The sequence below is a fragment of the Bradyrhizobium sp. genome, from assembly GCF_049798375.1.
In the GTDB taxonomy this organism is placed as follows: Bacteria; Pseudomonadota; Alphaproteobacteria; order Rhizobiales; family Xanthobacteraceae; genus Bradyrhizobium.
In genome coordinates this window covers 15,942-29,487 of the sequence record NZ_JBARGP010000190.1, presented here as the reverse complement: position 1 = coordinate 29,487, position 13,546 = coordinate 15,942, and the positions used below count along the sequence as shown (strand labels likewise).

Sequence of the window (13,546 nt, the reverse complement as noted above, 5' to 3'; positions counted from 1 at the left end):
GTGCCGACTGCAGCACCGGCGATGCCGGCCGCGGTGCCGACCGCGCCTGCGGCGACGTCGGCCGGCCAGAACCCGGACTCGCGGCGCTCGCCATTCCAACCATTGTTGTTCCAGCCCGCATTGGCGTCCTGCTGCTGCATGGTCCGCTGCATCACGTGGCGATGATGATGTGTCGCCGTCATCTCCCGGGCCATTGTCGGTCCGGCCAGTGCGGTGGCTAGAATTGCAGCCCCGAGGATCGCGATTCTTTTCATGTGGTGCTCCATGGTTGCCCCTCTTGGTAAGTGCGATGCGTCGCTGCTGTTCCGTGCTGGAACGACCTTCAAACCGATGTGATGAGACTTGTTTCGGGGTGACGGCACCTTTTGCGTTCTGCGCGCGGGCATCCGACGGGCGACGCCGCGCGCATTGCCCTGCGCGACCTGTGATGGAGTCGTTACGTCGCAATCGACATGCGCATCGCCGGAAAAGCATTTCGCTCGCGTCGGGCGCGATCATCGGCTGTATTAACCGCGATGAATGTCTGAAGCGTTAGGCTTACCGGCAGATTGCCGCGTGGCCTTAACCCCTCGGGCCGCGCATTCGGTTATGGACACGAGGGGCAACCGACACGTGAATCCCATGCGCTTCGCAACAGCTTTGGTCATCCTGCTCGGAACGACATCGGCCTCGTTCGCCGATGGATTCGATCTCGTCATTCCAATGCGGCCGGGCGTGCCGATCATCGTTAATGGCGTCGACGTCTCCTACGCCGTGGTGGAGGGCGATTACGGCCTGGGCCAAGGCGCTCACCGGCAGCCGACCGTCTATGGCGGCCGCTACGTCGATTCCGAGCCCAACGTCGGTCACTATTATCCGAGCCTCGGCCATCAGCCCGGCTACGGACGGATGGAGATCGAGCCGCCGGCCAACCGCAAGCTGCCAAAGCCGGCTGAAAGCTATCATGACTCCTGGGGCGCGCAGTCGATGATGCAGCCGCCTCAGCCTGAGGTCCCGATGATCCCGCCCGCGGTCATCCTCGCACCGCGGGACGGACGAGGGCCGCACGCCTACGGCCGCTAGCGAGGAAAGCGTTCAGACCAGTTTCAATTAAAAAACGACCTGACAGGAGAGAGTAATGCGTCAAACCATTTTAGCAGTTGCAGCCCTGATCGGCTTCGCCATCGCCGGCAGCGCGCCCGCGATGGCTTGCGGATACACCCCCTGCGGTACGCCGGCCTATGCCTATCCGCCCGCCTATGCCTATCCTCCGGCGCCCGCCTATCCCTATCAGGCCCCTTATGCCTGCGGCAGCTGCGGCTATACGGCCGGTTATGGCGCCGGCTATACCTATGAGCGCCTGGCCGAGCCGGACACGCAATACTACTACGTCAACCAGGGGCCGACCTACACCGGTCCGGGCCGCTTCGCGCCGTATCCGACCTATCATGAGAGCGCGGTGGTCGGTTACGCCTATCCGCACCATCACCGTCACTACTATTATGGCGCCGGCGTTCCGGGCCCCGCGGTCTACGCGCATCGTCCCCACGGCTATCGCTGGGGCCACTCGAGCTACTACCAGGGCCGTCGCGTGCTGCGCCGCTATTACTGATCGCACCTTTTTATTTGAGCATGATCCTTCCGGAAAACCGGTTTCCACTTTTCCCGATCATGCTCTGACGATCTGATCCGACAGCGCCCGTTCGCATGATGCGAGCGGGCGCTTTGCTTTTGCGCTGATGTCAGCCTGCCATCAGCCCAAGCCGGCTCGCGCCGACATAGAGCGCAAGCACCGCGGCGTTCGAAACATTTAGGCTCTTGATCTCGCCGGGCATGTCGAGCCGCGCTACCACGCTGCAGGTCTCGCGCGTCAATTGCCGCAAGCCCTTGCCTTCGGCGCCGAGCACCAGCGCCAAGGGCTGGCGCAGCTCGATCGCCGCGATGTCGCGGTCGCCGGCGCTGTCGAGGCCGACGGTCTGGAAGCCGCGTTCGTTGAGCTGCGTCAGGGCGCGGGCGAGGTTCTGCACCGTGATCAGCGGCACCAGCTCCAGCGCACCGGAGGCGGCCTTCGCCAGCACCCCGGTCGCCTCGGGGCTGTGGCGCGCCGTGGTCACGATCGCTTTCACCGCGAACGCGGCGGCCGAGCGCAGGATGGCGCCGACATTGTGCGGATCGGTGATCTGGTCGAGCACCAGGATGATGCCTTCCGGCGCAAGTGTGTCGATATCGGGCGAGGGCAGGGGATCGACTTCCGCCAGCAGGCCCTGATGCACGGCATCGGGACCGAGCTGCTGGTCGATCTGGCTCGGACGCACGATCTCCGGCGTCACCCGGGTCTCGATCCCTTCCTCGGCGAGCCGCCGGGCGGCGTTTTCGGTCAAATACAGCTTGCGGAACCGGCGCTTCGGGTTGGCCAGCGCCAGGGTCACGCTGTGCCAGCCATACAGGATCACCGGCCCGTCGGCGCCGGATTCGCGGTCCCGCCAGGCCGGCGGCCGGCCGAAGCCGCGGCCTTTGTCGAAGGATTTGCCGCCCTTGCGCCGGAACGGGGGCTTTCGGTCACGCTCGCTCATGGCACGGTTTGTGTCACGGGTAGCGGATTCTGGCAATTTGGCGCTACCGAAAATGGGAGCGGGCGGCCGAAACAGAGGATCGGCTGGCGAGAAGTCGGAAATTTCGTAACTCCCTTGGTTGACTTTGCCATCCCGGTTCGACCATAAACGCCCCGGCCGCGCAGCCCGTCAGACGGGCCCCGCGGCCTTGCCGTCTCCATGGCCTTGCTGGTCCGAAAGCCGCCGTTTCGCGGTGGACCGTCAATGTCGTGGCAGCCGGGGGAGTGTCCCGAGTGGCAAAGGGAGCTGACTGTAAATCAGCCGCCTCATGGCTTCGCAGGTTCGAGTCCTGCCTCCCCCACCAAAACTGATTTCGCAGCGCGCAACCTCCAAGACCGAGCGGCAGAGATCACCAGGAAGCGCCCGTTGAGGCTCCCCGGGAATGGCACCATACTGCGAGCATGGTGGACAACGCGATCGAGAGCCAAACTGTGCGGCCGTGACGACGATCAACACGCCGATGCCGAGAGCTATCGACGAACGCACGCTGTGGGGTGTCTGAAGGGTGAAATCTCCGAAAGGAGGTGGCGGATCCACGTCCAGGCGTTGTTCGATGAGGTCGATGTTTCGGTCATCCACAATCTGGTCGTCGACCATCTCGTCACGTTCGACGATTTGTTGAAGCCCCTCGACACTTGGCAGGTCACGGGCTCCGAGAATGAAAGATGGGTCAGGGAAATGGCGTCCTTCGCAGTGAAGGATCTCATGCAGAACGCATTGGCCGCCCTTGACAGCTTGAGGATGGTCCAGGACGGTGGACGTTCGGCGGCGGCACCGCTCTGGCACAGATCATCGATCATCGCATTTTCTATGATGTCGACATCTTCTTGGATTCGAGAAGCGTTCTGAAGCAGCGCGCGCCCAACATCAATCCGGTCACAAAATCACTGTGCGACACCTCGCAACGGCAGGGCAAGTACCTCAAGCTTATCCTGCGCGACGTCGGCGAAATCGGATTTTCTGAATGCTCCGTCGTACATCGACGATCCGACCTACCTGCTGAATTTCGCTGACCCTTCCATCGCTGCGGAACGGTCCGCGGAGGTCATGACCAAACAATTGGTCTATCGCGCGTCGACCTACACGGCGCGTCATGCGTTCGATCTTGCTGCGATCTACCTGCTCGAGCCGTCCGCGCTGGAAGAGATCGCGAAGTGTCCCGCGATCACCGATCCTGTCATTTCGTCGGCCGGTTGAACCTCGCCAAGCGTCAGTATCAAGCGGACATGAGAAATCTGATCAATGTGACGCGGAGGGGCGAGGAATTCATCGATCGGGCGTGCGAGATTGCCTTGGAAGCCTTGCGCAGATCCAGAAGCTCATCCCCCCGGCGACGCCGTCGACGGAGGCCGATTGTAAATCGGTGGCCTCACGGCTTTGCAGGTTCGAGTCGGCGTGCACGCCGCGGGCCGAGATGAAGCCCTTGTCGCTGCCGAGCTTGCGCAGCTAGGAGAGGCCTTCCCGGTACGATCTAGCAACGCGACAAAACGGCCCCAGAACCGCTAAGGTCGGGTCTTCAACCCAACACGGGAGGGGCCATGCTGAAGTCGATCGATCCGTTACTCAATGCCGATGTGCTCTATGCGCTGCGCGCGATGGGTCATGGCGACCGTCTGGTGATTTGCGACACCAATTTTCCGGCTGACTCAATCGCGCGGCAGACCGTGTTCGGCGAGCTCTTGCGCATCGACGGTGTCAGTGCCGCGCGCGCTACCAAGGCAGTGCTCTCGGTGATGGCGCTCGACACCTTTGTCGACAGCGCTGCTCTCAGGATGGAGATCGTCGGCAGTCCGAACGAGGTGCCGCCGGTGCAGCAGGAGGTGCAGGTCGAGATCAATCGCGCCGAGGGCGGGTCCTGGCCACTGGTCGGCGTTGAGCGCCACGCCTTCTATGAGCTTGCCAAAAGCGCCTATTGCGTGATCGCGACCGGCGAGCGCCGCTTCTATGGCTGTTTCCTGTTCACCAAGGGCGTGATCCCGCCGGATACCGCATAATCGATGGCGGCGGGATGCCGCCATTCTCGGCATGTGCAGCGGTCATCCGGCACTCCGTTCGATGACGCGCTGTTGCGGTTGCACAACCCAAGCGAGAAACCCTTCGCGCTGGCCGACTCGCTGGTGCAGCAGAAGCACATCCGCGCTGATATCTGCGGAGTCCGCGATCACGCCTGCTTTCGCTCACAGAGTAGCCCCAATGCCGTGATGGCTTTTTAAAAAGTAATGAGTTGGGGGCTGCGTCATGCGTCAAGCGAGTTGGAAGCCCGGCCGGGCCGGTATTGTCTGCGGATTTATTCTATCTCAAGTTGTGATTGGTGCGGCCTTTGCCCAGAGCGCGGATGCGCCTGCGGCGGCCGCTGCTCCGCCGGCGGCGGATGCCGCCAAGGACACCAGGCCGTTCGGTGGTTGCGAGCCGATCGGCATGACGGCCTCCGGCGAGCTGGTGTTTCCGCTGGAGTGCAAGCACAAGATCAAGCTCCTGGCGACGCCGGTCGCGAGCGAGGAGCAGGCACCGGTCGCCGATAAGCCTGCCGTGGCCGAGGCCACGCCTTCCGTGACCGAGGACAAGCCGGCAACGCAATCCGAGACGACCGTCGTCGAGGACAAGCCGGCTGTTGAGACCAAGGCGGCTGGCGTCGAGGACAAGCTTGCGCCCGTGGCTGCCGCGCCCGTTACGGCCGAGGCAACGCCGGCAGCTGCGCCTGAGACGTTGACGGCAACCGACAAGACGCCGGCGGCCGCCGAGCACCAGCCGGTCGAGGCCAAGCCTGCATCGCCCGCGATGGAGACGGCTGCGCCGAAGGCCGCGACCGCGGTGACCACCGAGACGACCGCAAGCAAGACGCCGGCGAAACATGCGAGCCGTGGCGCCGGCAAGCGTGCAGCGGCCGCCAAGCAGGTGGTTGCCACGGCGAAGCCGGTCCAAGGCAGCGTCGCACTCGCACATGCCACGGCGCAGCTGCAGACCGCCGGCCTGCCGGCGTGCACGCATTTTCGCAGCTACAGCGCGGCCACGCAGAGCTATCTCGGCTTTGATGGCCACAAATATGCCTGCCACTGAGATCGGCGAGCGAGCACCCGGCCTGACTCGGGTTGGCCGTGATCATGGCTGGCAGCGGGTTAAGTCTGCTATAAGGCGTGGACCATTCACACTTCGACGCGCGGGAGGCCGGCCCTCTCGCGCCATGCCCAGAGATGACCGAGCCTCAGCCCGATCTGTTCGAGATGCGCCGGCTGGAGTCGTTGTCCAACACCATCTTCGGTGTGGCGATGACCTTGCTGGCCTACGACCTGCCCAAGGCGAATTTCCAGGCGCTGCCGGGCTGGGGCGACCTGTATCACCTCTATGCCGACAGGCTGGGAAGCCTCGCGCTCAGCTTCATCATCGCCGGCGTGTTCTGGATCAGCCATAACCGCCGGCTGGCACGCCAGCCGCTCGGCTCGCGCGTCGTGGTGATCCTCAATCTGTTCTTCCTGCTGTCGATCATCCTGCTGCCGGTCACCAACGGGCTGTACGGCAATTATGCGATGAGCAGCGCGGTCGCGGTGCTCTATGGCTGCCATCTCACCACCATCGCCGCGCTCAATGCTTGGCTGTGGTGGCTGACCGCACAGGCGCGACGGCATCCGGAGATCATCGGCGCGACGTTCCCGATCCTGGTATTCATCCCCGGCACGGTGGTCGCGGCGGTGGCGCCGCAATACGCGCCGTATTTCTGGACGCTCGGCTTCGGCGGACTGCTGGCCCGGCGTTTCATACGCAGCGACGCGCCCGCCTGATCCGGTCCGAGCATCGCCACATACGAAAAACGCGGCGGGCTTGCCGCCCGCCGCGCTCCGATCTTGAACTCGCTGGTCCAGGGCCGAGACCGCCCCGTCTGCCGAGCTGCTATTTAAAGCTCAGCGGGCGATCCCAGCGAGGTGACAGCGCTTCGAGTGAGACACTGGATCACCTCCTTTCGTTGTTGGTGGGATACCCAATATAGGCCGGTCCGGACCTCGCGTTAAGGGGCGGAGATTACGGAACTTTTGGCCAAGGCGGCTACAAGGCCGCAAAGCCCCGGCCGTGCCCGCGGCAGGAGGGCCGGGCACGGGATTTGCCGACCGGGACGGTTGAGACCGCCCGCGGGCCGTGTTAGGGGAACGCTCCCGGACCGCGCCGCGCGCGGTCGAGGGACGCGGGTGTAGCTCAATGGTAGAGCAGCAGCCTTCCAAGCTGAATACGAGGGTTCGATTCCCTTCACCCGCTCCAATGATTTCAATGACCTAGCGCTAGGTCAATTCTCCATTCGGACATCCGTGCAGTTGCTCATTCGGACAATTGTCCGCCGTTCATTCGCACGGCTCGGCGCTTTTTGGTGCCCGTGGCAATCTGCTAGGTGGTGCGTTTCACGTATTTCGGGAGAACCTTGACTGTGGTGTGTCGGCTCTGTGCCAGGATCTCCCGGTCCGTTAGCTCCGCGTCACCGGTTTCGGTTAGTCCGCCGTGACGGAATGATGTGAATGACAATTCATCGCGCAGCTCGGCCGCGCGGATTACCTCCTTTGGGCACCGTCTTTCAGGGCATAGCCGCCGACCAGTTTAAAACCGGCTTCGTCGTTACGCTTCTGCTCAAAGGCGGGCAACAATATCAAGATCGTCTCCGCGCGTTTCACCGCCGCATCGCAGGCAGACTTCATGTCGCCTCGCAAGGTCGGCCCCGCGCAGGCGGGGAGACTGCGCGGGCGGTCGCGGTAAGCCCATCTGTCCCGGAAGTTGTCCTCTTCAGCCATTTAGGTCAGGGGCCGCACGATCTCGCACCCGGTCTCAAGTGCTGCCTCAAAAACGGATTTTAAACCCGGTTCGGCTCGCAGAGCATCAGCAGGGCGAAAGTTCAAGTCGGCGCGCCATTCAGATCCGATACTCGGCTCAGGTAGTCTGCTCGGATCCGTAACATAGGCTGTGCGTCCCAAGCCTTCGTGGCAGCGCTCAATGAACATTTCAAGCCGTTCCATGCGTCTCCCTTTCTCAAGATTTGAGTGCTTGCGCTCGGTGCTAACAAACGTTCGCTCGTAGCTGTGCAGTTCGCAACGGCTTGCTCAGAGCGAGTTGAGGACTCGCCACTGAGCCCTGGGGCGGCTTGAACGAGCGGGACGAATCGAACCTTCCCAATCCAAATTCGTTGGGACTGAGATGTTCCTGGCCGCGCCGCCGTTTCAGTGCGGTAGCGCAAACGAGATCACTTGATCGCTGACTTTCGGCAGAAGAATTGAGTTGCCGCCGGCAGCGAAGGTGACGTACTCCGTGCCCTTGTAGTTGTAGATCGCGGGCATCGAGACGGCCGGTGCGTCAACGAGGCTGCTCCACAAGGTCGCACCGGTTTTCAGATCGAGTGCGCGCACCCGCGAGTCCATGGACGCACCTATGAAGATCAGGCCGGACTGGGTGATCACCGGCGCGCCGATCGTGACCGAGCCCCAGGATTCCGGCATGTAGAAGCCGTATTTCTGAACCTCCCCGAATGGCTCGTTCCATAAGCGCTTTCCGGTCTTCAGATCGTACGCCGCGATGGTGCCATAGGGCGGATTCCAGCACGGCATGCCGGCCCAGTTGAGGAAGGTCTCGAGCTGGAAGCCGTAGGGCGCACCTTCCTGCGGGTAATAACCTGAGCTTTCTCCGTTTTGCGCCTGCTGCTGGTAATCCTTGCGCTTGATGAGCCGATAGATCTGCACGACACTGCTGGAATTGACGACGAATATCCCTGTGCGCGGATCGACCGCGCCACCGCCCCATTCGGTCCCCCCTGTGGTCGGCGGATATGTGATGGTGCCCTGCAAGCTTGGCGGCGTGAAGCGTCCGTCATAGCGCAGCTTTTCGGCTTGCCTGCTGCAGCTGCCCAGGCTGATCCAATCGGCGAGCGGAAATACACCAGGCCATTTGTCCGGAATGGTCGGAGCTGGCGTAGCCACATAGGGCTGGGTCGGTGAGGCCTCTTCACCGGGAATGTCGGACTTCGGCACCGGGCGTTCTTCGACCGGATAGATAGGTTCGCCGGTCTGCCGGTTGAGAACAAACAGGAAGCCCTGCTTTGTCGTCTCCACCAGTGCCGGTATCGTCTTTCCATCCTTCTCGACGTCAACCAGAGTGGGAGCCGCGTTCGCGTCGAGATCCCAGATGTCGTGATGCACGAGCTGGCGGCTCCACACCACCTTTCCTGTATCGGCGTCGAGCGCAGTTATAGAGGTGCCCAGCGGGATCTTCTCCTTACGGTCTCCTCCGTAGAAGTTCGGGCTTGGCGAGCTCACGGGTATGTAGAGCACCCCCGTTTTCGGATCGAGTGACATCGAAGCCCAGACGTTCGACGTGCCGCTATGCTGGGCGGCTTCCGGGGGCAAAGCGTGAAAAGTCCATTTCAACTTTCCCGTGCGCGCATCGAGCGCGAACACGGTGCCGGGAGGCGCTTGCTCGTCGGCCCAATCCTTCCCGGCCCAGCCGAGGTACAGCGTGTCGTGATACACAGTCGGAGGCTGCAGGAGGGAAAGCGGCCACTTGGCATTGACGCTGTTCCACTGATTGACATCCACCATCCCGTGCTGGCCGAAATCCGGGCAAGCCTTGCCGGTGTCGGCATCGACTCCGTAGAGCTTGGCATCCATGGTGCCGATATAGACCATCTTCTGGCAGGCGACGTCCGCCTGCGGATTCTCCGTTTGCCAATAGGCGACGCCGCGGTTCTTCAGATCGGGTTGGGTGAGCGCCTTGAGCACGGCATGCGGGTCGAACGCCCATTTCTGCTGACCCGTGCCGGGATCGAGCGCGATGATCCTGTAGAACGGCGTTCCGAGATAGAGCGTATCGTTGACGAAGAGCGGCGTCGCCGACCAGACGGTCATCGGTTTATCACCGCGGCCGTCGGACACGTCGCCGGTGTGGTACTCCCAGGCTTTCCGCAAGTTCTTGACATTGTCCGGCGTCAACTGGCTTGCCGTCGAGAATTTCTGCGCCTCCAAGTCGCCATTGAACGTGGCCCACGTGCCGTGCGCGCTCATCCAGCTGTCCGGGCCGCGCTTTGACGCCTCTGCGCCGCCCGACGCCTCGGGCGGGCCCTCTTGCCCCGATGTTCCTTGGCTTGAGGGGGCCTTAGTCGTCTGATCGCTCGACGTCGTTGTCGTGGTCGTCGCCGGCATCCCGCTGGGCGAAGGGTTGTTTGCTCCGCTGCGGGTTGCCTGACCGGGTTGGCGGTCCTGCTGCGATCCGTTGCCGATCCCCTGCGGCTGCCCTCCGGAATGACCAGACGATGCCCCTTGGCCACGTTGGGCCTGTGCAAAGGAGTATGAAGGCGCGGCCGAGAGCAGGAGGCACGCGGCAAGAGCGGGAATAAGCCTCTGCCTTGTCATCTGGTGGCCCTCCCTGCGGCGCGATAGGGCACCGGTCTCTCGCGGGCCGGGTCCACCAGCAGATAGACCAGCCAACCGACGAGACCGACGAGCATGAACGCCACGAGAACAGTCGTCTCGAGGAAGTATGCTGCAATCCCGGTGCCGACGAGATCGAGCAAGATCAGGATGGTGAGGATTATGGCGAGCCACTTCGACGCGCCGCGATCCAGCGTGAGGGCCAAGGCAGCTACAACAAGGACCGCAGTGCTGAAGAGCACTAGATAGGCACCGCCGGAATAGGCGATGCCGTTACCTTCATTGAAAGCAGCGATTGCTGCTGTAATTAGGCCAGCGACCGAGCTCGCCAGCAATAACCAAAGCCCGTAGCGCCGGGTCCAAGCCGATTGTTGAGCCATTTCGTATTCCTCACTTCTGCAATCACCATCACGTTGAAGTCGCTAAGCGCCGGCGTGGTGCCGGCGGCAATAAACCTTCCTTGGCGGGGCTATTCCCGTCAGATCGGCATCCGATATCCGTAGAACTCGTGGTCCTCGTTGTAGCCGCCTTGCCCTGCGCCGAGATCCTTGAAGTCGCTGACGAACTCGATCGCTGAAATCCATTTGACCATTTTGAACCCGAGCTCGTTTTCACAGCGCAGCCGCAGAGGGGCGCCGTGCAAAACGCTCAGCGGCTCGCCATTCATCTCGTAGGCGAGAATGCTCAGCCGATGCCGCATGTTGAAGATCTCGTGAACGTCGTAATAGCAACCGCCATCGGAGCCCTCTGCGAGTGAGTAGAACACCGTATAGCGCGCGCCCGGCATGGGTTTCACCATATCGAGGATGTCGCTCATTTTGACGCCGCCCCACTCGGCGACGCCCGACCATCCTTGAATGCAGAAATGGGTCGTGATCTGTTGCTGCTTCCGCATCGCCTTCAGATCGGCGAGTGAGAATTCGTGCGGGCTCTCGACCATCCCGCCCACGCGCAACCGATAATCACTGAACTTACATGAGACGAGATGTTCATATTCGGCAGAGTTCGGCATCGTACCGTTCGGCCAGAAGTGCGGGGAGATATCCGCTTCGCTCAGCTCCGCTGTCGGCTCCCACCACTCCGAAAGTCCCTTGATCCAGCCGACCATGATCCGCCCGGTCTTTTGCACCAGACGAGCGTGCCGGATCGTGAACGGCGAGGCTGCCCACCACGCGAGGCCGACGAGCACGAGAGCAAGCACGAAGAACGGGAAGCCGACCCATCCCGGGCTTTTCACGCCCGCGAACATATGGTTCGTATTCTCCCGCAGGCCGGTGATGAACACCATTATGCCGTGCGCGAGGATGAAGAACACGAACCATGTAAAGGAAATGAAGTGAACGGATCGAGCGACTTGCCGGTTCAGCACGCTCCCGAGCAGGCCCAGGCGGTTGGAGATAGCCGGGCTCTGCAAAAGCCCCGTGGTGATCGAAACCGGCGCCGCGATGAAAACGGTCACGAAATAGCTGAGTTGCTGGAGGCCATTGTACCGGGTCCAGCTTGATTCCGTCGGAAAGTTCAGTGACGCATACTGGATCGCCGTCGAGAGGGCGTTCGGGATGACGTCCCACGTCACCGGCACGAGTCTCAGCCATTGATCGGTGGCGAATATCATGATGTAGAAAGCGACGCCGTTCAGGACCCAGAGAAGATCAATCGAGAAATGCCACCAACGGGCGAGCCCGATCGTGTGACGCAGGCCAGGAATTCCGAGCCAGCTGGGAAGCGTCACTGCGTCGTCCTTGGCTGTCCAGATGCGGCCCTGCGGCACGGGATGCTGGAAGCGAAACCATTCCGTACCGGGCGTACAATCCCGGTTCCAGTAAAGGCGCGGATGATCGGCGAGAATCTGGATCCCGGCGCGTATGATGAACATCATGAAAAGCATATTGAGAAAATGTTGCAGTTGAAGCCACCACGGGAATCCGGAATCAACCGATGGCGCCGTCTGCGCCGTTCCCGGATAGCGCTTGATGAAATCCTGCACAGCTGGGAGCTCGCGCAAAGCTTGCGCCAGGGCTATTAGAACAACGAGCGCCGCAGCGCCGATCGGTATTGCCCAGAGAAGGCTGATCCAACGTGTGCCGATGCGGACGTGCGGAACGATTCCTTCACGCGGCGGCACTCAGTCGGCGAGAACAATCCGATCGTCCGCCGAACTCAAGGTGGTGTCGGTTGGTTCGCGACGTGCCGATTTGATTGTGACAGAGTCTGACATCGTTTCAGGTGAGCTTACGGCGACGCGTTCGGTCGAGAAAACATCGACGGACATGGTGGCCCCCGCGCACCCGTCGGAGCTGCGCGGCAGCGCCGATATCCAGGCGAATTATTTTGGTGGTTGCGAAGAGGGGGCGGATCCGGTCGTGCTTCCGCCCGAGGAGGCGGCCGCCGAAGTACCGTTCATGGCTTCGAATACCGACATGCCATGAGGTCCGATCGTCATTACCACAGGGCTTCCATCCTTGGTTTTAGCCTGCACGACGAACGATTCTGCCACCACCTTCACGTCCGTGAATCCCGCCGTTTTCAAATCCTGTTTGATCTGCTGTGCCGCTGCAAGATTCTGATCTGAACTGGCAGAACGCTGGGACGCAGCCTGCAAGGTGGACGTAGGATTTTGATTTTGGGCGAATGCTGCTGGACAAACCGCGAGCGCAAGCGTCGCCGAAACCATCATGAGAGATTTCATCTCAAAACAACCTTTGCCGTAACTGCGTGGATGTAAAGATAGTGGCGGGCCCCACGAAACGTTCCTGATGGCCCGATTAGACATTGGTTGGGGGCCTCAAAATGGAGGCCGCGAAGCGCGATCGTGGATGGTGTCCCGTAGAGTGGTGTAGCTGGCATGGTGGTTCACCGGCAATTGCGGTGGAGGCCGAGCTGATCAGCCTGCCACAGCGGGCAGGCCGACAAGGGATCATCGCTCAAAGGCGCGATGGTTTCCAGCGTCATGTAGCGGGCGCGCTGGACGGCCCACTCGTCGTTCTGCTCGAGCAGGATGGTGCCGACCAGGCGAACGATGGCATCTTCGTGGGGAAGATGCCGACGACTTCGGTCCGTCGCTTGATCTCACCGTTGAGCCGCTCGACCGGATTGGACGAGTGCAGCTTGGCGCGGTGCTGCGCCGGGGAAGCTCATATAGACGAGCACATCAGGCTCCGCCTCATCCATGAAGGCGGCGAGCTTTGGCACCTTGGGACGGAGCTGATCGGCGACCTTGCGCCATTGCGCCTTGGCTGCCTCGTCGTGGTCCTGGGCGAAGGCTGTGGCGATCAAGGCGGAGACGACGCGGCGTCCGCTCTTGCCTGCATGGGCCAGGACGTTGCGCATGAAATGCACACGGCAACGATGCCAAGTGGCGTTGAGTGCCTTGGCTACGGTGGCCTTGATGCCCTCGTGGGCGTCCGGCAGCAACCAAGCGGCTCACGGGGCGTTGAGCAGCCAGCAGCGCAGCCGTACTTGGCCTCATGCTGACCCTAGCGTCATGATCGCGCGATGGGTCGGGCACAGCGGCGTGCATCCGGCAAAGCACGCCTGCCCGACAGGACTACAACCGTCGGGCAG

General features: G+C 62.0%; 13 protein-coding genes, 2 tRNA genes and 2 pseudogenes. 9 read left to right on the top strand and 8 right to left on the bottom strand.

From position 1 onward, the window contains the following. A pseudogene (locus tag WA702_RS08180) lies at positions 1–254 on the bottom strand (hypothetical protein); the annotation flags it as partial. Positions 255–621: 367 nt separating this feature from the next. Between WA702_RS08180 and WA702_RS08175 the strand changes: the two are divergent. After that, positions 622–1,062, top strand: a complete 441-nt coding sequence (locus WA702_RS08175) for a hypothetical protein (protein ID WP_425110016.1) — start codon at positions 622–624, stop codon at positions 1,060–1,062. 55 nt (positions 1,063–1,117) lie between these two features. Further along, positions 1,118–1,591 carry a hypothetical protein gene (locus tag WA702_RS08170; protein ID WP_425110015.1) on the top strand — a complete coding sequence of 158 codons (474 nt, stop codon included), beginning with the start codon at positions 1,118–1,120 and terminating at the stop codon, positions 1,589–1,591. 130 nt (positions 1,592–1,721) lie between these two features. Here the strand turns inward: WA702_RS08170 and rlmB are convergent, their stop codons facing one another. Further along, entirely contained in the window at positions 1,722–2,552 is an 831-nt protein-coding gene (gene rlmB, locus WA702_RS08165) for a 23S rRNA (guanosine(2251)-2'-O)-methyltransferase RlmB (RefSeq protein WP_425110014.1), read from the bottom strand. Positions 2,553–2,809: 257 nt separating this feature from the next. Here rlmB and WA702_RS08160 point away from each other — a divergent pair. The 7 genes from WA702_RS08160 to WA702_RS08130 all read left to right on the top strand — a co-directional run bounded on the left by WA702_RS08160 (position 2,810) and on the right by WA702_RS08130 (position 6,839). Then, positions 2,810–2,895, top strand: a tRNA-Tyr gene (locus tag WA702_RS08160). A 242-nt stretch (positions 2,896–3,137) separates the two neighbouring features. Next, positions 3,138–3,440 (top strand): hypothetical protein, encoded by a 303-nt coding sequence (locus WA702_RS08155; protein WP_425110013.1) that lies wholly within the window; start codon positions 3,138–3,140, stop codon positions 3,438–3,440. 198 nt (positions 3,441–3,638) lie between these two features. After that, complete coding sequence (locus WA702_RS08150; protein WP_425110012.1) at positions 3,639–3,788, top strand: hypothetical protein; 150 nt, start codon at positions 3,639–3,641, stop codon at positions 3,786–3,788. A 341-nt stretch (positions 3,789–4,129) separates the two neighbouring features. Next, entirely contained in the window at positions 4,130–4,585 is a 456-nt protein-coding gene (locus WA702_RS08145; RefSeq protein ID WP_425110011.1) for an RbsD/FucU family protein, read from the top strand. Positions 4,586–4,829: 244 nt separating this feature from the next. Further along, positions 4,830–5,648, top strand: coding sequence for a hypothetical protein (locus tag WA702_RS08140; RefSeq protein ID WP_425110010.1), 819 nt, complete (start codon positions 4,830–4,832; stop codon positions 5,646–5,648). A 134-nt stretch (positions 5,649–5,782) separates the two neighbouring features. Then, positions 5,783–6,367, top strand: coding sequence for a TMEM175 family protein (locus WA702_RS08135; protein ID WP_425110009.1), 585 nt, complete (start codon positions 5,783–5,785; stop codon positions 6,365–6,367). Positions 6,368–6,765: 398 nt separating this feature from the next. Further along, positions 6,766–6,839 (top strand) — tRNA-Gly (locus WA702_RS08130). Positions 6,840–7,123: 284 nt separating this feature from the next. On the opposite strand, the gene WA702_RS08125 is transcribed toward WA702_RS08130, so the two are convergent. The 6 genes and pseudogenes from WA702_RS08125 to WA702_RS08100 all read right to left on the bottom strand — a co-directional run. After that, positions 7,124–7,267 (bottom strand): hypothetical protein, encoded by a 144-nt coding sequence (locus tag WA702_RS08125; RefSeq protein WP_425110008.1) that lies wholly within the window; start codon positions 7,265–7,267, stop codon positions 7,124–7,126. Between the two features lie 516 nt (positions 7,268–7,783). After that, complete coding sequence (locus WA702_RS08120) at positions 7,784–9,616, bottom strand: pyrroloquinoline quinone-dependent dehydrogenase (RefSeq protein WP_425110007.1); 1,833 nt, start codon at positions 9,614–9,616, stop codon at positions 7,784–7,786. Positions 9,617–9,960: 344 nt separating this feature from the next. Beyond that, positions 9,961–10,362 carry a hypothetical protein gene (locus WA702_RS08115; protein WP_425110006.1) on the bottom strand — a complete coding sequence of 134 codons (402 nt, stop codon included), beginning with the start codon at positions 10,360–10,362 and terminating at the stop codon, positions 9,961–9,963. 98 nt (positions 10,363–10,460) lie between these two features. After that, positions 10,461–11,969 (bottom strand): molybdopterin-dependent oxidoreductase, encoded by a 1,509-nt coding sequence (locus WA702_RS08110; RefSeq protein ID WP_425110005.1) that lies wholly within the window; start codon positions 11,967–11,969, stop codon positions 10,461–10,463. A 339-nt stretch (positions 11,970–12,308) separates the two neighbouring features. Beyond that, entirely contained in the window at positions 12,309–12,659 is a 351-nt protein-coding gene (locus WA702_RS08105) for a hypothetical protein (protein ID WP_425110004.1), read from the bottom strand. A 176-nt stretch (positions 12,660–12,835) separates the two neighbouring features. Then, positions 12,836–13,396: pseudogene (locus WA702_RS08100) on the bottom strand (transposase); the annotation flags it as partial. Between the last annotated feature and the right edge of the window lie 150 nt (positions 13,397–13,546).